Origin of the sequence: Streptomyces sp. NPDC088350, from assembly GCF_044753545.1 — a bacterium.
Classification (GTDB): domain Bacteria; phylum Actinomycetota; class Actinomycetes; order Streptomycetales; family Streptomycetaceae; genus Streptomyces.
On record NZ_JBIVNL010000003.1, the window covers coordinates 234,786 to 258,169 of the forward strand.

A 23,384-nucleotide genomic window follows, 5' to 3' on the forward strand; every position below is an offset into this window, starting at 1 on the left:
ATCACGCGGCCGATACCGGTGTCCCACAGCGCGACATTCTCATCCGACCGGGCGACCGTGACAACCACCCCGACCCCACACCGAGAATGCGGGTCACATGGTGGGCACCCGCGACGCTCCGAGGCCGCGCAGCACTGGGTTCAGCCACTCCGCGCCCTCCAACGGGCCCACCGTTCATCAGCCCTGTGGGCTTCGGAAACCGCTCACCGCGGCCCGGCTATGGTGCGGCGCACGACGAGGTGCGGGGCGAGGACGACCTCCCGGGGCTCGGTACGACCCTGGTCGAGGCGTTCCACCGCGGCGGCCACCGCGTAGCGCGCCTGCTCCTCGGCCCCCTGGCTGACCGTGGTCAGGTCGAAGCAGCTCAGGCGGGAGAGCCGGTCGTCGTCGTATCCCACGACGGACACCTCGCCGGGGACGGAGACCCCGGCGCGGGCGAGACCGGCCAGCACACCGATCGCGCTCTGGTCGTTGAACGCCACTACGGCGGTGGGCAGTTCGCCCGCGTCGAGGAGGTGGCGGGCGGCACGCTCGCCGGCCGCCTCGGTGTTGTCGCCGCGCAGCACACTGATGTGGGCGTCCAGAACGTGGCGCCGCATGGCGGTGCGGTAGCCGCGGCGCCGGTCGGTGGCGATCACACCCTTGCCGCCGTCGACGTACGTGATCTCGCGGTGCCCCAGCGTCACCAGACGGTCGACGATCTGCCCCACGCCGTCGTCGTCCGCGGTGCGCACCACGTCCAGCTCCCCCTCCTCGATGCGCCGGCCCACGACGATGACGGGGGCCTTGCCGTCGAGCGCGGCGAGCGTGTCGACGGGGGCGGTCGGGCCGAGCAGGATCAGGGCCTCGCTGCGGAAGGCCAGCAGCGTCTCGACGGCGGTGCGCTCGTCGCGGGTGCGGGTCTGGGTGCTCAGGACGAGGTCGTAGCCGACCTCCTCGGCGGCCGAGTGCAGGTGCTCGACGAGGTCCGCGTGGAAGGGGCTGTGGACGTCGACCATGACGCCGAGCATCCTGGTGCGCCTGCTGGCCAGCAGGCTGGCGGTGCGGTCCACCTGGTAGCCGAGGTCGGCGGCGGCCCTCAGGACACGCTGCCGGGTGCGTTCGCTGGGGCCCGCCACACCGCGCAGCACGAGGGACACGGACGCGGTGGAGACACCCACGCGCGCGGCTACGTCCTCCAGTCGTGGGCGCTTCTTCGCGCCCGTCCGGCGACGTTCCGCCCCGGCGTCCTCCACCTGTGCCTCCCGGCTGCAATCTTCTCGCGCAACACCCTTGACACGCTCCCGAAACGAGTCGATAGTACCAGGAATTAAAGCGCTTTAAATTGTCCTGATGTTCCAACGAAGGTCGTTGGCACGTCGCCCGCGATCGGCGGGGACACCTCCCCACCGCGGAAGCCGCCCACAAGGCGGACCAAGCGGTCACGGTCGGCACATCCGGCCGCCACGGCTCCATGTGAGCCCACTCCGACCCTCCATACCGACCCCGGCCCATCAAGCAGGCGCGGACCCACCGCCCTGCTACCTCTTTCAGTCGCACAGCGAGGTGCACTAGCCATGAGCCGTACATCCCTTCCCCACTCCCGCAGAGTCCTCCCCGTCGTGGCCGCGGCCACCGTGGCCGCCCTCGCGCTCGCGGGCTGCTCCAGCAGCTCCGGCGGCAAGAAGTCCGAGGAGTCCACCGGCAACGCGTCGGCGGGCAAGGCCACCACTCCCCGCATGACGATCGCGATGGTCACCCACGCGCCCTCCGGCGACACCTTCTGGGACACCATCCGCAAGGGCGCCGAGGCCGCCGCGGCCAAGGACAACGTCAAGCTCATCTACTCGAACGACGAGACGGCCGCCGACCAGGCCAACCTGGTCCAGAACGCGATCGACCAGAAGGTCGACGGCATCGCGGTCACCCTGGCCAAGCCCGACGCCATGAAGGCCGTCGTCGCCAAGGCCGAGCAGGCCGGCATCCCGGTCGTCGGCTTCAACGCCGGACTGAGCGAATGGAAGAAGCAGGGCCTGCTCTCCTTCTTCGGCCAGGACGAGTCCGTCTCCGGCCAGGCGCTCGGCACCAAGCTCAACTCCACCGGCGTCAAGCACACGCTGTGCGTGATCCAGGCCCAGGGCGACGTCAACCTCGAACAGCGCTGCGCCGGCGTGAAGAAGACCTTCGGCGGCAAGACCGACATCCTCTACGTCAACGGCACGGACATGCCGTCGGTGAAGTCGACGATCACCGCGAAGCTCACCCAGGACAAGACCATCGACGACGTGGTCACCCTCGGCGCCCCCTTCGCGCTCACCGCCGTGCAGTCGGTGTCCGACGCGGGCAGCAAGGCGAAGGTCGCCACCTTCGACCTCAACAAGGACCTCATCTCCGCGATCGAGAAGGGCACCATCCAGTTCGCCGTGGACCAGCAGCCCTACCTCCAGGGCTACTTGGCGGTCGACTCGCTGTGGCTCTACAAGACGAACGGCAACTACAGCGGCGGCGGTGAGCAGCCCGTACTGACCGGCCCGGCCTTCGTCGACAAGACCAACGTCGCCACCGTCGCCACGTTCGCCGCGAAGGGCACCCGGTGATGAGCATGACCCAGCACGCCGAGCCGGCGGTGACCACACCGCCGGCCTCCGGCCCCAAGCCGACCGACGGCCGGACCGCGGAACGGCCCCTGGCGATACGGCTGTTGGCCCGCCCCGAGATAGGCGTCTTCCTCGGCGCCGCCGCCGTCTTCGTGTTCTTCCTGATCACGGCCCCGCCGGTGCGGGACGGCGCCTCGATGGCGAACATCCTGTACCAGTCGTCGACGATCGGCATCATGGCGCTGCCGGTCGCCCTGCTCATGATCGGCGGCGAGTTCGACCTCTCCGCCGGTGTCGCGGTCATCACCTCGGCACTGAGCGCGAGCATGCTCAGCTACCAACTGACCATGAACGTATGGGTCGGTGTGTTCGTCGCCCTGGCGGTGTCGCTGGGCATCGGATTCCTCAACGGCTGGCTACTCGTCAAGACCGGGCTGCCCAGCTTCCTGGTCACCCTGGGCACCTTCCTGATCCTCCAGGGCGTCAACCTCGCCGTCACCAAGCTGATCACCGGCAATGTCGCGACCGACGACATCAGCACCATGGACGGGTTCAGCCAGGCCAAGAAGGTCTTCGCCTCCTCGTTCCGGATCGGCGACGTCGAGGTCAAGATCACCGTGGTGTGGTGGCTGGTCTTCGCGGCCATCGCCACCTGGGTCCTGCTGCGCACCAAGTACGGCAACTGGATCTTCGCGGTCGGCGGCAACAAGGAATCCGCCCGCGCCGTCGGTGTCCCGGTGAACTTCACGAAGATCTCCCTGTTCATGCTGGTCGGTTTCGGTGCCTGGTTCATCGGCATGCACCAGCTGTTCTCCTTCAACACCGTGCAGTCCGGTGAAGGCGTCGGCCAGGAACTGATCTACATCGCCGCGGCCGTCATCGGCGGCTGTCTCCTCACCGGCGGCGCGGGCTCCGCGATCGGCCCCGTCTTCGGCGCGTTCATGTTCGGCATGGTCCAGCAGGGCATCGTCTACGCCGGCTGGAACCCCGACTGGTTCAAGGCGTTCCTCGGCGTGATGCTGCTCGGCGCCACCCTCATCAATCTGTGGGTCAGCCGCGCGGCGACCCGGAGGTGACCCCAGTGACCACCACCCACCCGACCCCTCTCGCGGACCCCGCAACGGGCAACGGCGCCCCCGTAGTCGAGCTGCGGAACACGGGCAAGTCCTACGGTAACGTCCGCGCCCTGCACGGCGTCGACCTCGCCGTCCGCCCCGGCCAGGTCACCTGCGTCCTCGGCGACAACGGCGCCGGCAAGTCCACCCTCATCAAAATCATCTCCGGCCTGCACCAGCACACCGAGGGCGAGTTCCTCGTCGACGGCGAGCCCGTGCACTTCACCACCCCCCGCCAGGCACTCGACAAGGGCATCGCCACCGTCTACCAGGACCTGGCGACCGTCCCGCTCATGCCGGTGTGGCGGAACTTCTTCCTCGGCTCCGAGATGACCAAGGGCCCCTGGCCCGTACGCCGTCTCGACATCGAGGGCATGAAGAAGACCGCCGACGAGGAACTGCGCAACATGGGCATCGTCCTGGACAACCTGGACCAGCCCATCGGCACCCTCTCCGGCGGCCAGCGCCAGTGCGTCGCCATCGCCCGCGCCGTCTACTTCGGCGCCCGCGTCCTCATCCTCGACGAGCCCACCGCCGCCCTCGGCGTCAAGCAGTCCGGCGTGGTCCTCAAGTACGTGGCCGCCGCCCGCGAACGCGGCCTCGGCGTCATCTTCATCACCCACAACCCGCACCACGCCTACATGGTCGGCGACCACTTCAGCGTCCTGCGCCTCGGCACCATGGAACTCTCCGCCGAACGCAGCGAGATCACCCTCGAAGAGCTCACCAACCACATGGCAGGCGGCACCGAACTCGCCGCACTCAAACACGAGCTGTCCCAGGTCCGCGGCGTCGACGTCAACGAGCTGCCGGAGGACGAGGACGTCACGACCTCGGCCGAAAGCGCCGGCTGACAGCGACACCAGGACACCGGCCGTACCCCGTGCGCGCGGACGGCCTCGTCCGACGCACCCCCCGCTCCCCCCTATACCCGAAGGCATTCCCTCATGAAGATCGCCCTCGACCCGTACATGATCCGTCATGTCCCCCTGCTCGAACTACCCGGCGTGGTGGCCGAGTTGGGCTACGAGTGGATCGAGCTGTCACCCCGCGAGGACTTCATCCCGTTCTTCCGGCACCCCCGCGTGGACGACGCCACCGTGCGCAAGTTCCGCAAGGCGCTGGATGCGGCCGGCGTCGGGATCTCCTCCCTGCTGCCGCTGTTCCGCTGGTCCGGCCCCGACGAGGACGCCCGGCAGGCCGCCGTGCGCTACTGGAAGCGGTCCATCCAGATCGCCTCCGAGCTGGGCGTGGACAGCATGATCTCGGAGTTCAACGGCCGGCCCGAGGAAGCGGACCGCAGCGAGGCCCAGTTCTGGAAGTCGATGGACGAACTCCTCCCGCTCTTCGAGCAGGAGGGCATCCGGCTCACGCTGGAACCGCACCCCGACGACTTCATCGAGGACGGCCACCAGGCGGTCGACTTCATCCGGGGCATCAACCACCCGAGCGTGAGCTTCCTCTACTGCGCGCCGCACACCTTCCACATCGGTGACGACGCCCCGGGCATCATCCGGCACGCGGGCGATCTCCTCACCCATGTCCATCTGGCCGACGCCTTCGACCACACGGCGTCGTCGGGCAACCGCTACATCCTCAACCCGCCCGGCACCACGGCCCGGATCCACCAGCACCTCGACATGGGCGAGGGCGAGGTCGACTTCGGCGAGCTGTTCCGGGCCCTGCGGGAGAACGACTTCGACGGCACTCTCACGGCGTGCGTGTTCGCCTGGGAGGAACGGGCCAAGGAGTCCTCGCTGTTCATGCGCGCGAAGATCGACGAGTACCTCGCCGCTTCGTCGTAACAAACTATTGACATGACATTTCAGCGCAGGCACAGTACTCCGCTGTAGGCGCTTTTAAAGCGCTTTAAGTCAACCGTCACCGGAGTCTCTCCGGAGCGAAGGGAATCGCGAAATGCCGCTGGAAGTGCTGACCATGGGCCGTGTCGGGGTGGATGTGTATCCGCTCCAGACCGGCGTGGGCCTGGCCGAGGTCACCACGTTCGGCAAGTACCTCGGCGGCAGTCCCACCAATGTCGCCGTCGCCGCCGCCCGGTACGGGCACTCCTCGGCCGTGGTCACCAAGACGGGTCGCGACCCGTTCGGCGACTTCGTCCGTACCGCGCTGGCGGGCTACGGCGTCGACACCCGGTTCGTCGGTACGTCGGACATCGCGCCGACGCCGGTGACGTTCTGCGAGATCTTCCCGCCGGACGACTTCCCGCTCTACTTCTACCGGCTGCCCAAGGCTCCCGACCTGGACATCCGGCCGGACGAACTGGACCTGGACGCCGTGCGCGAGGCCTCGGTCCTGTGGGTCACCGGCACCGGGCTGAGCGAGGAACCCAGCCGCTCGGCCACCCTCGCCGCGCTCGCGCACCGCGCGAAGTCCGGGACGACGGTGTTCGACCTGGACTGGCGGCCGATGTTCTGGAAGGACGCCGATCAGGCCCGTTCCTACTACACCGAGGCCCTGCGCCACACCACGGTCGCCGTCGGCAACCGGGACGAGTGCGAGGTGGCGACGGGCGAACGCGAGCCGTACGCCGCCGCGAAGGCACTCCTCGCCGCCGGCGTGGAACTGGCCGTGGTGAAGCAGGGCCCCAAGGGTGTCCTCGCCGTCGACCGCACGGGGGCGGCAGTGGAGATACCGCCGGTCCCGGTGGACGTCGTCAACGGCCTCGGCGCCGGTGACGCCTTCGGCGGCGCGCTCTGCCACGGTCTGCTGTCCGGCTGGGACACCCGCCGCACGGTCGCCTTCGCCAACGCGGCCGGTGCCGTCGTCGCGGGCCGGCTCTCCTGCTCCGACGCGATGCCCACCGAGGCCGAGGTCGACGCCAAGCTCCACGAGGCATCCCTCGCCGCCACCTCCCCCACCACCGAACGAAGGGCGTGACGACGTGCTGTCCGACAACGTGAGCCGGATCGTGTCCGCCCGGGTGGGCGACCCCGGTGCCGTCGCCCTCGCCGCCGCGCGCCGGGTCAAGGCCACCTCGCCGCTCGGCGAGCACGGCCGGGCGATGATCATCGCGGCGGACCATCCCGCCCGCGGCGCCAACGGCGTCGGCGCGAACCCCCATGCCATGGCCGACCGTTTCGAGCTGCTGGACCGGCTGTGCGTCGCGCTGGAGCGGCCCGGTGTCACCGGGGTGCTGGCCACCGCCGACATCCTGGAGGACCTGCTGCTGCTCGGCGTCCTGGACGGCAAGAGCGTCTTCGGCTCGATGAACCGGGCCGGGCTCGCGGGCTCCGCCTTCGAGATCGACGACCGCTTCACCGGCTACGACGCCGAGACGATCGCCGCGATGGGCTTCGACGGCGGCAAGATGCTCACCCGTATCGCCCTCGACGACCCGGCGACACCCTCCGTCCTGGAGAACACCGCCCGCGCCGTCAACGAGCTGAACGACCGTCAACTCATCGCCATGGTCGAGCCGTTCCTCTCCAGCTGGCAGGACGGGAAGATACGCAACGACCTCTCGACGGACGCCGTCGTCAAGTCGATCACCATCGCCTCGGGCCTGGGCCGCCGCACCGCCTACACCTGGCTGAAGCTCCCGGTCGTCGACGGTATGGAACGCGTCCTGGCCTCCTCCACCCTCCCGGCACTCCTCCTCGGCGGCGAGGTCAAGGACGCCGAAGCGGCCTTCGCCTCCTGGGGCAAGGCCCTCCGACTCCCCACCGCACAGGGCCTGGTGGTCGGCCGCTCCCTGCTCTACCCCTCGAACGGCGATGTCGCCGGCGCGGTCGACAAGGCGGTGAGCCTGCTGTGAGCGACACCAGCAAGTACCACCTGCCCAACGGGAGTTCGGCCGACGGCCCCTACGACCTCCTGGTCACGCCCGAGTCGGCGGGCTGGGGATACTCCGGCCTCAGGATCCTGACCCTGAAGCCGGGCGAGGCACACGCCCTGTCCACCGGGGATTCCGAGTTCCTGGTCCTGCCGCTGACGGGCTCCTGCACCGTCACCACGGACGGCACGGCCTTCGAACTCGCCGGCCGGACAGGCGTGTTCGCCTCGGCCACCGACTTCGCGTACCTCCCCCGCCAGTCGGAGGCCCTGATCAGCAGTGCGAGCGGAGGAACGTTCGCACTGCCCAACGCCCGTACCGGGCGGAGCTCACTCTCCGCTCGGTACGGGTCCCAGAAGAACGTGCCCGTCGAACTCCGCGGCGCCGGAGCCTGCTCCCGCCAGGTCAACAACTACTGCCTGCCCGGCACCTTCGACGCCGAACAGCTCCTGGTGTGCGAGGTCCTCACCCCCGGCGGCAACTGGTCCTCCTACCCTCCGCACAAGCACGACGAGGCCCGGCCGGGCCAGGAGTCGGAGCTGGAGGAGATCTACTACTTCCAGGTCGCGGGCGAGGACGGCTTCGCCTACCAGCGGGTCTACGGCACCCAGGAGCGGCCGATCGACGTGCTCGCCGAGGTCCGCTCCGGCGACACCGTGCTCATCCCGCACGGCTGGCACGGCCCGTCGATCGCGGCACCCGGCTACGACCTCTACTACCTCAACGTCATGGCCGGCCCGGGCCAGGACCGCGCCTGGCTGATCTGCGACGACCCCGCCCACGGATGGGTGCGGGAGACCTGGCGGTCCCAGGACGTCGACGACCGCCTGCCCTTCGAAGGACTCACGCAGCGATGACCACCGTACGACTCACCACCGCCCAGGCCCTGGTCCGCTTCCTCGCGAACCAGTACAGCGAGCGCGACGGCCAGGAGCAGCGCCTCATCCCCGGGGTCTGGGGCATCTTCGGACACGGCAACGTGGCCGGCGTCGGCCAGGCGCTGCTGCAGGCCGCCGTCACCCAAGAGGCGGACCTGCCCTACTACCTGGCCCGCAACGAGCAGGGCATGGTCCACGCGTCGGTGGCCTACGCGAAGATGCGCGACCGCCTGGCGACCTTCGCCTGCACGGCATCGACGGGTCCCGGCTCCACCAACATGATCACGGGCGCGGCCCTCGCCACGACCAACCGCATACCCGTGCTCCTGCTGCCCAGCGACATGTTCGCCACCCGCGCGGCCGACCCGGTGCTCCAGCAGCTGGAGGACACCCGGGGCGGGGACGTCACCGTCAACGACGCCTTCCGCGCCGTGTCGAAGTACTTCGACCGGATCTCCCGCCCCGAGCAGCTGATCCCCGCCGCGCTCGCGGCGATGCGGGTGCTGACCGACCCGGTGGAGACCGGCGCCGTGACCCTCGCCCTGCCGCAGGACGTACAGGCCGAGGCGTACGACTGGCCGGTCGCGTTCTTCCGGCGCCGGGTCTGGCATGTGGGCCGCCCGGTGCCGGAGCCCGCCGCCGTGGAGCGGGCCGCACGGCTGCTGCGCGACGCGCGCAGGCCGCTGATCGTGGCCGGCGGCGGTGCCGTGTACTCCGGCGCCGAGACCCGGCTGCGGGCCTTCGCCGAGGCCACCGGCATCCCGGTCGCCGACACCCACGCCGGCAAGGGCGCGGTCCCCTGGGACCACCCCTGCGCGGTCGGCGGCATCGGCTCGACCGGCTCCTACGCGGCCAACGAACTGGCGAAGGACGCCGATGTCGTCCTCGGTATCGGCACCCGCTACAGCGACTTCACCACCGCCAGCCACACCGTCTTCGCCAACCCGGACGTCGCCTTCGTCAACCTCAACGTGACCCGCCTGGACGCCGTCAAGCACTCCGCGGAACCGCTGGTGGCCGACGCCCGGCTCGGTGTCGAGGCCCTCGCGGATGCCCTCGCCGACTGGGAGGTCGCACCGGAGTACCGTGCGCGGACCCGTCAACTCATCGCCCGCACAAGGGAGATCGAGGACGGCTGCTTCACGGTGGGCCACGGCCCGCTGCCCGCGCAGACGGAGATCCTCGGCGCCCTGAACGACGTGCTCGGCGACCGTGACGTGGTCATCAACGCGGCCGGTTCCATGCCCGGCGATCTCCAACAGCTGTGGCGGGCAAGGGATCCGAAGGCCTATCACGTCGAGTACGCGTACTCCTGCATGGGTTACGAGATCGCCGCCGGCGTCGGCGCCAAGATGGCCGACCCCTCGCGCGAGGTCGTCGTCCTCGTCGGCGACGGCTCGTATCTGATGATGGCCCAGGAGATCGTGACCATGGTCTCGGAGGGCCTGAAGGTCATCGTCGTCCTCGTCCAGAACCACGGCTTCGCGTCGATCGGCGCCCTGTCCGAGTCCCTGGGTTCACAGCGCTTCGGCACCAAGTACCGCTACCGGAACGGCGGTTCGGGCCAGCTCGACGGAGACGTCCTCCCCGTCGACCTCGCCGCCAACGCCTCCTCGCTCGGCGCGGACGTCCTGCACGCCACCTCCGTCGACGAGTTCCGCAGCGCGATGGAGAAGGCGAAGGCCGCGAGCCGCACCACCGTCGTCCATGTCGAGACCGACCTGTACGGGCCCAACCCGCCCGCGCACGGCTGGTGGGACGTGCCCGTCAGCCAGGTCTCCGCCCTGGACACCACCCGCACCGCCCACGAGACCTACGCCGCCCACAAGCAGTCCCAGCGCCACTACCTGTAAGGACACCTTGCCGTGAATACCATTCAGCACTGGATCGACGGTTCGTCCGTGCCCGGCACGGACACCGCCGCGGTGTTCGACCCGGCCACCGGCCAGGAGCAGGCCCGGGTGGTCCTGGGCGGACCCGACGCCGTGGACACCGCGGTCGCCGCCGCCGGGCGGGCCTTCGAGTCCTGGTCGGAGTCGTCGCTGTCGCAGCGCACCCAAGTGATGTTCGCCTTCCGGCAGTTGCTCGTCGAGCACGAGGAGGAGCTGGGGCGGATCATCTCCGCGGAGCACGGCAAGACCGTGGCCGACGCGCGGGGCGAGATCACCCGCGGCCGTGAGGTCGTGGAGTTCGCCTGCGGTCTCGGCGACGTCCTGAAGGGGTCCTTCTCCGACCAGGTCTCGCGGGACGTCGACGTCCACAACTTCCGTCAGCCGCTCGGTGTCGTCGCGGGCATCACCCCCTTCAACTTCCCCGCGATGGTGCCCCTTTGGATGCACCCGATCGCGATCGCGACCGGCAACACGTTCATCCTCAAGCCCAGTGAGCGGGACCCGTCGGCCGCGAACTTCGTCGCCGAGCTGTACCGGCGCGCCGGGCTCCCCGACGGTGTGTTCAACGTCGTGCACGGCGGCAAGGACGCCGTCGACGCGATCCTCACCCACCCCGGCATCGCGGCCGTCTCCTTCGTCGGGTCGACGCCGATCGCCAAGTACGTGCACGAGCAGGCCACTTCGCACGGCAAGCGCGTCCAGGCCCTCGGCGGAGCCAAGAACCACGCCGTCGTCCTGCCCGACGCCGACCTGGAGTTCGCCGCCAACCACATCACCGCCGGCGCCTACGGCTCGGCCGGCGAGCGCTGCATGGCCGTCTCCGTCGCCGTGGCCGTGGGTGACGCGGCGGACGGCCTGGTGGAGGTGCTGGCCCGCAAGGCCCGCGAGGTGAAGGTCGGCCCCGGCCACGTCCCCGGCGTGGAGATGGGACCGCTCATCACCAAGGTCGCGCAGGAGCGGGTCGAGAACGCCGTCGCCACCGCGACCGAGCAGGGCGCCACCGTCGTCGTCGACGGCCGCGGCCTCAAGATCGAGGGCCACGAGGACGGCTTCTTCACCGGCCCCTCCCTCCTCGACCACGTCACCGCCGAGATGGACGCCTACCGCGACGAACTCTTCGGCCCGGTCCTCGCGATCGTCCGCGTCGACACCCTCGACGAGGCCATCGCCGTCATCAACGCCAACCCGTACGGCAACGGCACCGCCCTGTTCACCGCCTCCGGTGAGGCCGCGCGCCGCTTCCAGCGCAAGGTCAAGGTCGGGATGATCGGCGTCAACGTGCCGGTGCCCGTGCCGATGTCGTACTACTCCTTCGGCGGCTGGAAGGACTCCCTCATCGGCGACTCCCCCATCCACGGTCCCGAGGGCATCCGCTTCTACACCCGCCCCAAGGTCGTCACCACCCGCTGGCCGCAGCCCGCCCAGCAGGTCGCCGCCGGTTTCAACTTCCCCACCTCCAGCTGACCTCTCTTCCCAAGGGACACCTCATGACCTCCTCCGCCAAGCCCCTGTCCGTCGCGGTGATCGGAGCCGGTATGGCCGGCCGCAGCCATGCCGCCGGGTACCGCAACGTCAACACCGTGTTCGGAGCGGGCCTGCCGCCGGTCCGGCTGGCCGCGGTGGCCGACGCCAACACCGCGCTCGCCGAGGACGCCGCCCGCCGCTACGGCTTCGAGAAGGCGCTGCCGAGCTGGGAGGCCGTCGCCGAGGACCCGACGATCGACGCGGTCAGCATCGTCGTGGGGAACGCGCTGCACCGGCCGATCGCCGAGGCGCTGGTCGCCGCCGGCAAGCACGTGCTGTGCGAGAAGCCGCTGTCCGGTTCGCTCGAAGACGCCCGTGCGATGGCCGAGTTGGAGCGGTCCGCCGGTGTCGTGACCGCCGTCGGGTACACCTTCCGCCGCTCCCCCGGCATCGCCGCGATCCGCGACCACGTGCGGCGCGGCGAGCTGGGTGACCTGACCCTGTTCAGCGGGCGCTACTGGTGCGACTACGCCACCGACCCCAGGGGTCCGCTGAGCTGGCGTTTCAAGGGCGGCGCCGGTTCCGGCGCGCTCGGTGACGTCGGCTCGCACGTCATCGACGCCGCCGAGTACGTCGCCGGTCCCATCGTCTCGGTCTCCGGTGCCACGCTGTCCACGCAGATCACCAAGCGTCCGCTGCCGCTGGGCGCGGTCGTCGGGCACAACGCCGCTCCCGTCTCCGACGAGTTCGGCGAGGTGGAGAACGAGGACACCGCGTCCTTCACGGCCCGTTTCGAGTCCGGGCTCGTCGGCACCTTCTCCGTGACCCGCACCGGTTTCGGGCTGCCCAACGGGCTCGCCTTCGACGTCCTCGGGGTCGGCGGCCGGGCCGCGTTCGACCAGCACCGGCCGGCCGAGTACCTCTTCGACGACGCCCAGCCCGACGTCCGTACCCGCGGTGCCCGGCAGATCATCGCCGGTCCCCAGATGCCGTACTTCGCGGGCGGGGTGCCGATGGAGGCGCCGGGCGTGGGCGCGAGCAACGCCGACAACTTCACCTACCAGGCCCGTGCGTTCCTCGACCAGGTCGCCGGGGTCGCCGAACCGCTTCCGGCCTGCGCCTCGTTCGCCGAGGGACTGCGGACCATGGAGATCATCCGCGCGGTCGTCGAGTCCTCGCAGTCCCACGGCGCGGCCGTCCAGGTCCCGCCCGCCGTCTGACCGTCACCCACGTATCCAAGGAGCACCCGCATGGCTCTCAAGCTCGGCGCCTACACCGCCTGTCTGCACGACCGCCCCCTCGCCGAGGCCCTCGACGTCCTCAAGGAGAACGGCCTGACCTCCGTCGAGGTCAACACCGGTGGCTTCATCCCCTCCCCGCACTGCCCGGTCGACCTGCTGCTGTCCTCGGCGACCGCCCGCGAGGAGTACCTGGCGACCTTCGCCGAGCGCGGGATGGAGCTGACCGGCCTCAACTGCAACGGCAACCCGCTCAACCCGCTCCCCGGGGTCGGCCCCAAGCACGCCGACGACCTGCGCCGCACGATCCGTCTCGCGGGCCTGCTCGGGGTACGGCACGTCGTCACGATGTCGGGCACGCCCGGCTCCGACCCGGACGCCAAGTACCCGTCCTGGGTGGTCAATCCGTGGGACGGCGTCTACATGGACGTCCTGGACTACCAGTGGGGTGTGGCCGTCGAGTTCTGGAAGGAGATCGACGCGCTGGCCCGGGAGAACGACGTCCGGGTCGCCATCGAGATGCACCCGCACAACCTCGTGTTCTCGCCGGTCACCCTCAGGCGTCTCGTCGACGCGGGCGGCCTGACGAACGTCGGCGCGGAGATGGACCCGTCGCACCTGATGTGGCAGGGCATGGACGTCATCGCGTCCATCAAGTGGCTGGGCCCGCTGGTGTTCCACGCCGCCGCGAAGGACGCGACGCTCTGCCCGGGCGCCGACATCCGCGGTGTGCTGGACACCTCGTTCACCCGGGTGTCCGCCGACGACCCCGGCAAGGTCCCGACCGGCTACGGCTTCTGGTGCAACGCGTGGCCCGAGAACCCGGCGTGGAAGTTCGTCGCCGTCGGCAACGGCAACGGGATCCCGTTCTGGACCGAGTTCCTGCGCGCCCTGGCCGAGATCGACCCGGACATGGCCGTGAACATCGAGCACGAGGACGCCGCGTACTCGCAGACCGAGGGTCTCGCCCTGGCCGCGAAGAACCTGCACACCGCCGCTGCCGGCGTCTGACGCGAACACCCCGACGTCGTAAGGGACCGAGCCCGGTCGGCCGGGCCGGTCCACCGTCCCAGGGGGCGCCCCCGTCTCCGGCGCCCACCGAGTGGTTAAGGTCACCGGGTGACGAACAGCACTCGAACACGTTCCCGTGACCTCGGCGGCTCCGGTCCCGCGGTGCGAACCGGCGCCTGGGCGGAGCGGCTGCGCCGGTTCGGGTACGTGGCCCCGCCTCGGACCGACGTACGCGAACGTCTCGTTCCGCCCTTCTCCGAACCGGCCACCCGCGTCTGGGAGTTGTTGGGCCTCGGCCCGTTAGCGGCGTACCGCGTCGCGCGGGCGATGGGCTGGCTGGGGCCGCTGCTCGTCGCCGCCTTCGCCGGAGTGCTCCGCTTCCGGCACCTCGGGCAGCCCCGGGCTCTGGTCTTCGACGAGACCTACTACGCCAAGGACGCCTGGGCCCTGCTGCGCCTCGGCTACGAGGGCACCTGGCCGAAGAGTAAGGTCGCCGACCCGCAGGTCCTGGCGCACCCTCAGGTGATCCCGCTCTCCGACACCGGGTCCTTCGTCGCGCACCCGCCCGCGGGCAAGTGGGTGATCGCCCTCGGCGAGTCCGTGTTCGGCCTCGATCCGTTCGGCTGGCGCTTCGTGACGGCGGTCCTGGGCACGCTGTCGGTGCTGATGCTGTGCCGAATAGGCCGCCGTCTGTTCCGGTCGACCCTGCTGGGCTGCCTGGCCGGCGTGCTGATGGCCATGGACGGCCTGCACTACGTGATGAGCCGGGTCGCCCTGCTGGACCTCGTCGTCATGTTCTTCGTGCTGGCGGCTTTCGGATGCCTGCTCGTCGACCGCGACCGTGCGCGGGCCCGGCTCGCGGCAGCCCTGCCGGTGGACGGGGACGGCTGGGCCCGCCCGGACGAGCACGTCGGCGACCGCGCCGGGACGGGACCGCGTCCCTGGCGGCTCGCGGCCGGCGTCTTCCTGGGGCTGGCGGCCGCGACCAAGTGGAACGGCCTGTATTTCCTGGCCTTCTTCGTCGTCCTGACCGTGATGTGGGACGTCGGCGCCCGCCGCGTCGCCGGGGCACGCCACCCCTATCGGGCGGTACTGCGCAGGGACCTCGGCGGGTCGGTGCTGTCCCTCGTGCCGGTCGCCGTGCTGACCTATCTGACGACGTGGACCGGATGGTTCCTGTCCGACAACGGCTACGGGCGGCACTGGGCGGACGGCCGGGGCGGCACCTGGTCGTGGATCCCGGCGCCGCTCCGCAGCCTGTGGCACTACGAATATCTCGTCTACCAGTTCAACGTGGGGCTGCACACTCCCCACCCCTACCAGTCCAACCCGTGGAGCTGGCTGGTCCTCGGCCGCCCCGTGGCCTTCTTCTACGAGTCACCGAAAGCCGGGCAGGACGGCTGCCATGCCGCGTCCGGCTGCTCGCAGGAGATCCTCGCCCTGGGCACGCCCCTGCTGTGGTGGTCGGCCTGTTGCGCGCTGGTGTACCTCCTCTTCCGGTGGGCACTGCGCCGCGACTGGCGCGCGGGAGCCGTCCTGTGCGCGGTGGCCGCCGGCTACCTGCCCTGGTTCCTCTACCAGGACCGGACGATCTTCTCCTTCTACGCCGTCGCCTTCGTGCCGTACCTGTGCCTGGCCGTGGCGATGATGCTGGGCGCGCTGCTGGGTCCGCCGGGGGCGGACCCGAACCGCCGCACGGTGGGTGCGGTGGCCGCGGGTTTCCTCGTCCTGGTCATCGCGTGGAACTTCCTCTATTTCCTTCCGATCTACTCGGGTTCGACGATTCCGTACGACGGCTGGCGCGCCAGGCTGTGGCTCGACACCTGGGCCTGAGACACGTCAGCCGTCGGTCCTGTGCAGCTTGAGGACGCGGCCGGTGAAGGGATTCGCGAGGGCACGGAGGTAAGCGAGGGCGACCTCGGCGGCCGGTACCGGGGGGAATCCGGGGAAGTACGGGTGGTAGGCCACGGACTCCGTCAGGACCGTGGGGCTGACGCAGTTGATCCGGACACCGCGCGGCAGTTCCGTCGCGGACGCCTTCACGAAGCCCTCCACCATGTGGTTCACCGTCGCGCCGATCGTGGCGGCCTGCGTGAACTCGTCCGTCAGCACGCCGGAGACCAGCGTGAACGAGCCCCGGTCGGCGATGTGCGGCAGGGCGGCCCGTACGAGGTTGATCTGCCCCATGCCCTTGGCCGCCACGGAGTCGGCCCACTGCTGGTCCGTGGTCTGCTCCAGCGGCGCCGGGAACACGTCCCCCGCCGCGCAGGCCACGGCGTCGAAGCCCCCGGCCCCGGCGACCCCGGCGAAGAGGGCCCGCAGGCTCGCCGTGTCCGTGATGTCCGCCCGGCGGTCGCCGGAGGTACGGCCCACCGACAGGACCTCGTGGCCATGAGCGGCAAGCGTGTCCCGCACGGCCGCCCCGATCGTCCCGGTCCCGACAACGATCACCTTCATGGTGCACCCACTCCTCAAGATCATCGATCGCTTCACGCACGGCCCCGGGTCGACGCCGACGCATGCGTCAACCATAGACGAACTTGTCACCCACTGACAGGTTAGGCGGTAACCGCTATTCTGGGCACATGGCCAACACAGCGAGGGCGAAGTCGGGGCTGCGGGAGATGACCCGGCGCGCCGTGCGGACGCAGATCGCCGAGACCGCGATGACGCTGTTCGTGGCGCACGGTTTCGAGCAGACGACGGTCGATCAGATCGCCGCCGCGGTCGGCATGTCGGGACGCAGCGTGTTCCGCTACTTCCCGACCAAGGAGGACATGGTCGTCGGCCACATGGACGAGATCGGCGACAGACTCGCCGAGGCCCTCGCGGCACGCCCCCTCGACGAGGACCCCTGGACCGCGCTGCGCCACGCCGTGCGACCCCACCTCGACCAGCTCACCGCCGACGCCGACACCAACGTCGCGGTGGCGAGGATGCTCGACGCGACCCCCGCGCTGCGGCCGGCGTTGCTGAACAAGCGGGCGCGCTGGGCGGAGACCCTGCTCCCGGACGTCACCCGACGGCTCCGGGGACCGACCCGCACCCGGGAACTGCGGGCCCGCGCGATCGTCTCCTCCGCCCTGGCCTGTCTGAACGTCGCCGTCGACGAGTGGGCGCGAACCGGCGGCACCCGGCCGATCGGTGACCTCCTCGACACCGCGCTGAACGCCGTCCGGAACTGAGCGCGGGCCGTGGACCGACTCGAGACCCGGGAGATCGTCTACTTCGTCGCCGTGGCGGAGAGCCTCCATTTCGGCCGCGCCGCCGAGGAGTTGGGCATCGCGCAGCCGGGGCTGTCCCGCGCCATCGGCAGGCTGGAGCGCCGTATGGGGGTCCGGTTGTTCGAGCGCACCAGCAGGCAGGTTCGGCTGACGCGCGCCGGTGAGGTGTTCCTCCGGGAGAGCCGCACCGTCCTCGCCTCGGTGGACGGCGCGGTACGCCGGACCCAGCAGGCGGCGCGGCCGGACCGGCTGGTGGTCGCCGCTCCGGCCGGTACCGGGACCGGACTGCTGTCCCATGTGCTGGAGACCTACCGGCGCGGTCCCGATCCGGTGCCCGTGGAAGTGCGGTTCACCCCCGACCCGACCGGAGCCCTGCGCGACAGCACGGCGGACCTGGCGCTCCTGTGCGCCGGCCACGATCTCGACGGGCTGGACACGGTGGATCTGCTCGACGAGGCCCCGGTCGCCCTCCTCCCGGCGGGACACCGCCTCGCCGACCGCGCGAGCCTGACCGTCCTCGAAGTACGGGACGAGCCCCTCTTCCGCGAACACGCCCCGCCGGTCGGCCTGGACGAGGTGATCGACCGGGTCGCGCTGGGCGAACTGGTGGTCGTGCTCGGGGAGAGCGCGATCCCTCGGCTGGGGCCGTCCGTGATCGCGGTCCCGGTGCTCGACGCGCCCCGCAGCCGACTCGTCCTGGCCTGGCCGCGAGCCACTCCGACGGCGGCGCGCGAGGGGCTCGTCCGCGCCGCGCTCGCGACGGCGAAGTGAACCGGCCGACGGCCACCAACCTCCGCGCACCGACCGTCAGAGGTGTCGGATGTGTCAGATCTGGTTGATTCCACCGTCCACGTGAAGCTCGATGCCGGTGATGTAGCTGCTCTCGTCGGAGGCGAGGAACAGGGCCGCGGCGGCCTGCTCCTCCGGTTCGGCGGTACGGCCGAGAGGGACGGGAGCGGCCACCATCGCGCCGAACTCCTCCGGCGTCACACCCTCCGGGGTCGCCGCCGCGAGGGCCGGCGTCCGGGTCGCACCCGGTGCGAGGGCGTTGACCCGGATCCCGCGGTGCCTCAGCTCGTTGGCCCAGGTACGGGCCAAGGACCTGACCGCGGCCTTGGCGGCGGCGTACAGCCCGACGCCCGCCGCCCCGCGCGCACCCGTGGTGGACGTGGCGAGGATGACGGACGCGTTGTCGTTGAGCAGGGGCAGCGCCTTCTGCACGGTGAACAGCGCGCTGCGCAGGTTGAGCCCGGTCCCGTACTCGTAGTCCTCCTCGGTCACGTCCGCCAGGGGCGCGAAGGTCGTACCGCCCGCGTTGGCGAACAGGACGTCGATACGGCGCCCGTCGGCTCCGACGGTCGCGAACAGCCGGTCGAGGTCGGCGAGATCCGTGACGTCACCCTGAACACCGGTGGCCCGCACGCCGATCCGTGCCACCGCCTCGTCCAGTTCCGCCTTCCCGCGCCCGGTGATGTAGACGTGGGCGCCCTCCTCGGCGAAACGCAGGGCGGAGGAGTATCCGATGCCCTTGCTGCCACCCGTCACGACCGCGACCCTGCCGTCGAGCTGACCCATGGAAATCTCCGTTGCTCGTATCGTCGACGTGCGCCCGAACGACCGCCGTCTCCTTCACCTCACCCCAGGTGAGCTGGGCGAACAATGATCGATTCGGCATGGTCCGATGCCTGGCGGTCATCGATCCGGACCACGACGGCCGCAGGGCACGCGGGTGTCCGACGCCTCAGGGCTCGATGACGAGGCGTTCGACGAGGTCGTCGCGGAGGCTGAACCGGTAGTGCAGATCGACGACTCCGCCGGGGAAGTCGCCTTCGAGGCGCTGCGCGGCGACCCAGTGGTCCGCGTCGGCCCGCCGGGCGCCGGTGAGCCGGGTGGTGTAGGTGAATGCGGTGGCGGACCGGTCCAGCCACTCGGTGATCGCCGCGGTGCCCTCGTACGGGGTGCCGTCGTCGATCACGGTGGCGTCACCGGTGAACGCCGAGACGGCGGCGGCGGTGTCGTGGACACCGTGCGCCTTCAGATAGCGGATGACCACCTCCGGCAGGGTGTCCGGGGCGATGGTCCGGTACTGGTCGTCGTGCATGACGCTCCTCCTGTTGTGGTTCAGACGGTGGGGACGGTGCCGCCGTCGATGACGTGCTCGGCCCCGACGATGGCCGAGGCGCGGTCGCTGACGAGGAAGGCGACCAACTCGGCCACTTCTTCGGGCCGGTTGGGGCGGCCGAGGGGGATGCCGCCCAGGGAGTCCATGAGGCGGCCGAGAGCCGCTTCCGTCGTGATCCCCGCCTCCTCGGAGATCCGGTCGACGAGATGGTCGGCCGCGGACGTCCGGACGAAGCCGGGCGAGACGGTGTTGACCCGGACGCCGTGCGGGGCGACCTCGTTGGCCAGGCCCTTGCTGTAGGTGGTCAGGGCGGCCTTGGCGGCGGCGTAGGCCAGGGTCCCGTTCCACAGCGGCATACGGCGCTGGATCGAGGTGACGTGCACGATCGCGCCCCTGCCCCTGGAGATCATGTGCGGGAGGAGGGCGCGGTCCAGGCGGACGGCGGCCAGCAGGTTCACGTTCAGCTCCGTCGCCCACTCGTCCTCGCCGAGCGCCGCGAATCCACCGGCCGGTGCCGTGGATCCACCGAGGTTGTCGACCAGGACGTCGACACCTCCCGTACGGGCGTCCACCTCGGCCGCGACGCGGGCGGCGCCCTCGGCGGTGGACAGATCGGCGGCGATGAACGTCTTCTCGTCGACCTCCTCGGGGCGACTGCGCGCGGTGACGAGGACGGTCGCGCCGGCCTCCGCGAGACGCCGGGCGATGGCGGCTCCGGTGCCCTTGGTGCCGCCGGTGACCAGGGCGCGCCGGCCTTCGAGGGATTCGCTGATGGGTGGGGTCATCGTGTATTCCGTTTCCGGGTGCGGGCACGCGAGACACCGCCCCCGAGGAGACTGCTAAAATAGAAGTAACTGACTTCGACATTAGCAGTAACTAAGGGGATGGTCGCCGTGGCAAGCCGGATCAGGCTGGAGGACCGGGAGTGCCCGCTGTCCACGACGGTGCAGCACGTCGGCGAGTGGTGGACGCTGCTGATCCTCCATGACGCCTTCGACGGCTACACGCGCTTCGACCAGTTCCAGGAGAGCCTCGGCATCTCCTCCAGCATGCTCACCACCCGGCTGAAGACCCTCGTCGAGGACGGGCTGTTGGAACGCAGGCCGTACCGGACCAACCCCGTCCGCCACGAGTACGTGCTGACCGGACTCGGCCACTCCCTGCGCCCGGTGATCGTCGCCCTGGCCGCCTGGGGCAACTCCCGCCTCGCACCGGCGGAACGCAGCATGATCCTCGTCGACGCGCACACCGGCGAGGAGGTCGAGCCCGTCGTCGTCGACGCCGGAACCGGCCGCCGCCTCGACGACAGCACCGCGTACGTCTTCGCGGCGGGCCCCGCCGCGAGCGACGCGATGCGCGACCGCTACGCCACGATCGCAGGGACACCGAAGGACGTCTCCCTCACCTGAGCCGACGGCTCACCGGCCGGCCGCCGCAGTGAACGACGGGGCCGTCCATGGCGGGTTCGCTCGGCCCGAGGCCGTCTCCCGCACCCACCACGACGGGGCGGAAGTCCCGGTGCGCGGGCCTGTCGCCGCCCGCGCCGGCGGCTGCCTCGACGAGGAACCGATCCTCGGCGTCGCACCAGCGCAGCGATGTGTACGTGAACTCGCCCTGCTCGTAGCCGAATCCGTCACCGCTGTCGTCGTACAGGTCGAACCGGCCGTCGGCGTCCGGGTATGTGCTGGCCCAGGCCGTGGATCGCCTCTCCCCCGGAGAGTTCCAGGCGCAGCGTGGTCGAGTACGCAATACGGTCCACGACGCGCGGCCCGGAGTCGGTCACCGTTCTCGGTCCGTCGACTCCTCGCGCGTGTGTCCGGTGTGCGTCCGTGGCGCGGAGGGGGCGGTGGACCTCTGTCTCCTCCAGGGTTCTCGTCGCCGTCCCCTCGTGCGGTTCGCGCACCAGCAGCCGTCCGGTGGCGTCCGTCCAAGTGAACGCGCCGCTGCGGGAGTTGATCGCGAGTCGCAGTGCGGGGGCCGACAGGAGGAGTCCGTCGTCGACCTCGGACACGTGCGGGGCGGTGGCGGGTGCCGGGAGGACCATGAGGCTCTCGGCGGTGCCGAAGCGGTCCCGGCGGGTCTGCACCACGCGCATGATCCCGGGGTCCAGCACCTGGATCCTCAGCCGGCCGGCGTCGGCGAGGACGACCACCCCGTCGGCTTCGACGCGGTAACTGGTCCGGAACATCGCGGCAGTTCACTCCTTGGTGGCGCCGGCCAGCATGCCGGACACCAGGGCTCGCTGGGAGAAGAGGAACACCAGCAGCACGGGCAGGACGGTGACGAGGGCGGCCAGGGCTAGTTCCGGGCGCATGATCTGGTCTCCGACGCCCGCGGAGGTGTTGAAGGCCGACGACGAGGTGAGCAGGTTGTTCAGCCCCACCTGGGCCGGGTACCGCGAGCTGTCCGGCAGCATCACGAAGGGCAGGAAGAAGTTGTTCCAGTTGCCGACGAAGTTGAAGAAGCCGACCAGGGCGACGACCGGCTTGGCCAGCGGCAGGGCGATGTGCAGGAAGACCTGCCACTCCGAGCAGCCGTCGATCCGCGCGGCGGCCAGCAGGTCGGCCGGGAGGTTGGAGGAGAAGTAGATGTAGGTGAGGTAGACCCCGAACGGGAAGAACGAGAAGGGCAGGATCACGGACCAGATCGTGCCGTCCAGATGGACCGCGTTGATCTCCAGGTACAGCGGCAGGACCAGCGCGGCCGACGGCATCAGCATCACCAGCAGGGTGATGGTCAGCAGCAGTCGGCGGCCGATGAACCGGGTGAGCGCCAGACCGTAGCCGGCGGGGATGCCGGTGACGAGGGTGATGACCAGCGCGCCGAAGGTGTAGACGGCGGAGTTCCGCAGCCAGTCGAGGATGACCCCGTCCTGGAAGCCGTACAGGTTGCGCCAGGTGTGCGCGAGCCCGCTCAGGGATCCGACGGAGAACGGGGCGCCGCGCAGGATCTGGCCGTCGCTCTTGGTCGGGGCGAGCAGCAGCCAGACCACCGGCAGCACGAAGAACAGCAGGAAGAAGCCCAGGACGATGATCCACGCGGCGCGCGCGGCCAGGCTCTTCGGGCGGGTCCGCCGCACCGGCGCTGCCGGACGGCCGGAGCGTGCGCCGGTGCGGGGCTCGGCGGAGGAGGTGAGCGTCATGACGGCCTTTCAGTCCCGGTCGAACAGCCCGGCGCGGAAGACGACGAGTGCCGCGCAGCCGAGCCCGAGGAGGAGCAGGTCGACGGAGAGCGCCGCGGCGCCGTTGAAGTCGCCCGCCTGGAAGGCGTATTGGTACGAGAGCTGGTTGGGGGACCAGCTGTCGGGGATCATGCCCCAGCTGGCGGTGGACACCAGTTGCGGTTCGACGAACAGCTGGGTGCCCGCCGCGAAGGCGAGGATCAGCATGTAGGCGATCCACTTGGTGAGCATCGGGATCTGGATGCGCAGCGCGATCTGCAGGGTGTTCGCGCCGTCGATCCGGGCCGCCTCCAGGATCTCGTCCGGGATGTTGTTGAGCGCCCCGTACATGATCACGATCCAGCCGCCGGCGCCGGTCCAGAAGGCGATGACCGTGAAGAGCACCGGCAGATGGCCGGGCGCGATGACCTGGGCGAGGCTGTGCCAGCCGAGCGCGTCCAGCAGCCCTCCGGCCGGGCTGGAGGCCGGGTCGAGCAGGATGAGCCACAGCAGCACGCTCGCCACCCCGGCGAGGGCGCCCGGCAGATAGAAGAGGAACCGCAGGGCGGAAGCGGTCCGGCGCATCCGGCCGTGCAGCATCAACGCGAGCAGCACGACCAGGAGCATCAGCACCGTCAGCCAGACGAGCAGATACAGGCCGATGTGGGTGAAGGCCGGGCCGAAGCGGTAGTCGGCGAAGGTACGGGTGAAGTTGCCCAGGCCGACGTACTGGCCGCGGGAGTTGGACAGTGCCAGCCACAGGGCGTATCCGGTGGGCAGCACCCCGAAGGCGAGCAGCAGGACGACATAGCCGGAGACGAAGAGGTATCCGGCGCGGCCGAGCGGGTTGCGGGCGCTGCGGTCGCCGCGCTTGGGCCGGACGGCGGGGAGGGCGGAGGGGGCGGTCATGG

Annotated in this window: 24 protein-coding genes; 15 read left to right on the forward strand and 9 right to left on the reverse strand. The window is 70.3% G+C overall.

Annotated features, from left to right (window positions below; all coding sequences use genetic code 11):
* Nucleotides 1-203: 203 nt before the first annotated feature.
* A complete protein-coding gene (locus ACIQBL_RS10965) occupies nt 204-1,235 on the reverse strand; it encodes a LacI family DNA-binding transcriptional regulator (RefSeq protein ID WP_401939388.1) in 1,032 nt (343 codons plus the stop codon).
* 321 nt (nt 1,236-1,556) lie between these two features.
* Between ACIQBL_RS10965 and ACIQBL_RS10970 the strand changes: the two genes are divergently transcribed.
* From ACIQBL_RS10970 to ACIQBL_RS11025, 12 genes are all read left to right on the forward strand, one after another.
* Nucleotides 1,557-2,576: a sugar ABC transporter substrate-binding protein gene (locus ACIQBL_RS10970; RefSeq protein WP_401939391.1), complete on the forward strand. Its 1,020-nt coding sequence runs from the start codon at nt 1,557-1,559 to the stop codon at nt 2,574-2,576.
* On the forward strand, nt 2,576-3,652 hold the full coding sequence (locus ACIQBL_RS10975; protein WP_401939394.1) for an ABC transporter permease: 1,077 nt from the start codon (nt 2,576-2,578) through the stop codon (nt 3,650-3,652). The genes ACIQBL_RS10970 and ACIQBL_RS10975 overlap by 1 nt, the downstream gene beginning before the upstream one ends.
* Before the next feature lie 5 nt (nt 3,653-3,657).
* Nucleotides 3,658-4,545: an ATP-binding cassette domain-containing protein gene (locus tag ACIQBL_RS10980; protein ID WP_401939397.1), complete on the forward strand. Its 888-nt coding sequence runs from the start codon at nt 3,658-3,660 to the stop codon at nt 4,543-4,545.
* A 93-nt stretch (nt 4,546-4,638) separates the two neighbouring features.
* Entirely contained in the window at nt 4,639-5,496 is an 858-nt protein-coding gene (locus ACIQBL_RS10985) for a sugar phosphate isomerase/epimerase (RefSeq protein ID WP_318021558.1), read from the forward strand.
* A gap of 112 nt (nt 5,497-5,608) precedes the next feature.
* Entirely contained in the window at nt 5,609-6,589 is a 981-nt protein-coding gene (gene iolC, locus ACIQBL_RS10990; protein WP_401939399.1) for a 5-dehydro-2-deoxygluconokinase, read from the forward strand.
* Nucleotides 6,590-6,593: 4 nt separating this feature from the next.
* Nucleotides 6,594-7,466 (forward strand): aldolase, encoded by an 873-nt coding sequence (locus tag ACIQBL_RS10995; RefSeq protein ID WP_401939401.1) that lies wholly within the window; start codon nt 6,594-6,596, stop codon nt 7,464-7,466.
* The gene (gene iolB, locus ACIQBL_RS11000; protein WP_401939403.1) at nt 7,463-8,341 is read left to right on the forward strand and encodes a 5-deoxy-glucuronate isomerase; all 879 of its coding nucleotides are present in this window, start codon (nt 7,463-7,465) and stop codon (nt 8,339-8,341) included. Before ACIQBL_RS10995 ends, iolB begins: the two co-directional genes overlap by 4 nt.
* On the forward strand, nt 8,338-10,215 hold the full coding sequence (gene iolD / locus ACIQBL_RS11005; protein ID WP_401939405.1) for a 3D-(3,5/4)-trihydroxycyclohexane-1,2-dione acylhydrolase (decyclizing): 1,878 nt from the start codon (nt 8,338-8,340) through the stop codon (nt 10,213-10,215). The genes iolB and iolD overlap by 4 nt, the downstream gene beginning before the upstream one ends.
* A 12-nt stretch (nt 10,216-10,227) precedes the next feature.
* Complete coding sequence (locus tag ACIQBL_RS11010; protein WP_401939408.1) at nt 10,228-11,718, forward strand: CoA-acylating methylmalonate-semialdehyde dehydrogenase; 1,491 nt, start codon at nt 10,228-10,230, stop codon at nt 11,716-11,718.
* Nucleotides 11,719-11,741: 23 nt separating this feature from the next.
* A complete protein-coding gene (locus tag ACIQBL_RS11015) occupies nt 11,742-12,938 on the forward strand; it encodes a Gfo/Idh/MocA family protein (RefSeq protein ID WP_401939410.1) in 1,197 nt (398 codons plus the stop codon).
* Nucleotides 12,939-12,968: 30 nt separating this feature from the next.
* Nucleotides 12,969-13,967, forward strand: coding sequence for a sugar phosphate isomerase/epimerase family protein (locus ACIQBL_RS11020; RefSeq protein WP_401939411.1), 999 nt, complete (start codon nt 12,969-12,971; stop codon nt 13,965-13,967).
* A 108-nt stretch (nt 13,968-14,075) separates the two neighbouring features.
* On the forward strand, nt 14,076-15,800 hold the full coding sequence (locus ACIQBL_RS11025; protein WP_401939413.1) for a dolichyl-phosphate-mannose--protein mannosyltransferase: 1,725 nt from the start codon (nt 14,076-14,078) through the stop codon (nt 15,798-15,800).
* A 6-nt stretch (nt 15,801-15,806) separates the two neighbouring features.
* On the opposite strand, the gene ACIQBL_RS11030 is transcribed toward ACIQBL_RS11025, so the two are convergent.
* Complete coding sequence (locus tag ACIQBL_RS11030; RefSeq protein ID WP_401939415.1) at nt 15,807-16,424, reverse strand: short chain dehydrogenase; 618 nt, start codon at nt 16,422-16,424, stop codon at nt 15,807-15,809.
* Between the two features lie 128 nt (nt 16,425-16,552).
* On the opposite strand from ACIQBL_RS11030, the gene ACIQBL_RS11035 reads away from it, so the two are divergent.
* Together ACIQBL_RS11035 and ACIQBL_RS11040 are read left to right on the forward strand one after the other, a co-directional pair.
* Nucleotides 16,553-17,152 (forward strand): TetR/AcrR family transcriptional regulator, encoded by a 600-nt coding sequence (locus ACIQBL_RS11035; protein WP_401939417.1) that lies wholly within the window; start codon nt 16,553-16,555, stop codon nt 17,150-17,152.
* Nucleotides 17,153-17,161: 9 nt separating this feature from the next.
* Nucleotides 17,162-17,962 (forward strand): LysR family transcriptional regulator, encoded by an 801-nt coding sequence (locus ACIQBL_RS11040; protein WP_401939420.1) that lies wholly within the window; start codon nt 17,162-17,164, stop codon nt 17,960-17,962.
* 54 nt (nt 17,963-18,016) lie between these two features.
* Here ACIQBL_RS11040 and ACIQBL_RS11045 read toward each other — a convergent pair whose 3' ends face one another.
* The 3 genes from ACIQBL_RS11045 to ACIQBL_RS11055 form a co-directional block, all read right to left on the reverse strand.
* A complete protein-coding gene (locus tag ACIQBL_RS11045; RefSeq protein WP_401939421.1) occupies nt 18,017-18,766 on the reverse strand; it encodes an SDR family NAD(P)-dependent oxidoreductase in 750 nt (249 codons plus the stop codon).
* A gap of 166 nt (nt 18,767-18,932) precedes the next feature.
* Entirely contained in the window at nt 18,933-19,292 is a 360-nt protein-coding gene (locus ACIQBL_RS11050; protein ID WP_401939423.1) for a nuclear transport factor 2 family protein, read from the reverse strand.
* Nucleotides 19,293-19,312: 20 nt separating this feature from the next.
* Nucleotides 19,313-20,098, reverse strand: coding sequence for an SDR family oxidoreductase (locus ACIQBL_RS11055; protein ID WP_401939425.1), 786 nt, complete (start codon nt 20,096-20,098; stop codon nt 19,313-19,315).
* Between the two features lie 99 nt (nt 20,099-20,197).
* Here ACIQBL_RS11055 and ACIQBL_RS11060 point away from each other — a divergent pair, with 99 nt between their 5' ends.
* Nucleotides 20,198-20,722, forward strand: coding sequence for a winged helix-turn-helix transcriptional regulator (locus ACIQBL_RS11060; protein ID WP_401939428.1), 525 nt, complete (start codon nt 20,198-20,200; stop codon nt 20,720-20,722).
* Here the strand turns inward: ACIQBL_RS11060 and ACIQBL_RS11065 are convergent.
* Genes ACIQBL_RS11065 through ACIQBL_RS11080 form a run of 4 tightly spaced genes read right to left on the reverse strand, consistent with a single transcriptional unit; the run spans nt 20,715 to nt 23,382 of the window.
* Nucleotides 20,715-21,062: a DUF5110 domain-containing protein gene (locus ACIQBL_RS11065; protein ID WP_401939430.1), complete on the reverse strand. Its 348-nt coding sequence runs from the start codon at nt 21,060-21,062 to the stop codon at nt 20,715-20,717. The two genes, ACIQBL_RS11060 and ACIQBL_RS11065, sit on opposite strands and share 8 nt — an antisense overlap.
* Nucleotides 20,947-21,501, reverse strand: coding sequence for a DUF4968 domain-containing protein (locus ACIQBL_RS11070; RefSeq protein ID WP_401939433.1), 555 nt, complete (start codon nt 21,499-21,501; stop codon nt 20,947-20,949). The genes ACIQBL_RS11065 and ACIQBL_RS11070 overlap by 116 nt, the downstream gene beginning before the upstream one ends.
* 9 nt (nt 21,502-21,510) lie before the next feature.
* The gene (locus tag ACIQBL_RS11075; RefSeq protein WP_401939436.1) at nt 21,511-22,455 is read right to left on the reverse strand and encodes a carbohydrate ABC transporter permease; all 945 of its coding nucleotides are present in this window, start codon (nt 22,453-22,455) and stop codon (nt 21,511-21,513) included.
* 9 nt (nt 22,456-22,464) lie between these two features.
* Nucleotides 22,465-23,382: a carbohydrate ABC transporter permease gene (locus tag ACIQBL_RS11080; protein ID WP_401939438.1), complete on the reverse strand. Its 918-nt coding sequence runs from the start codon at nt 23,380-23,382 to the stop codon at nt 22,465-22,467.
* Nucleotides 23,383-23,384 lie beyond the last annotated feature (2 nt).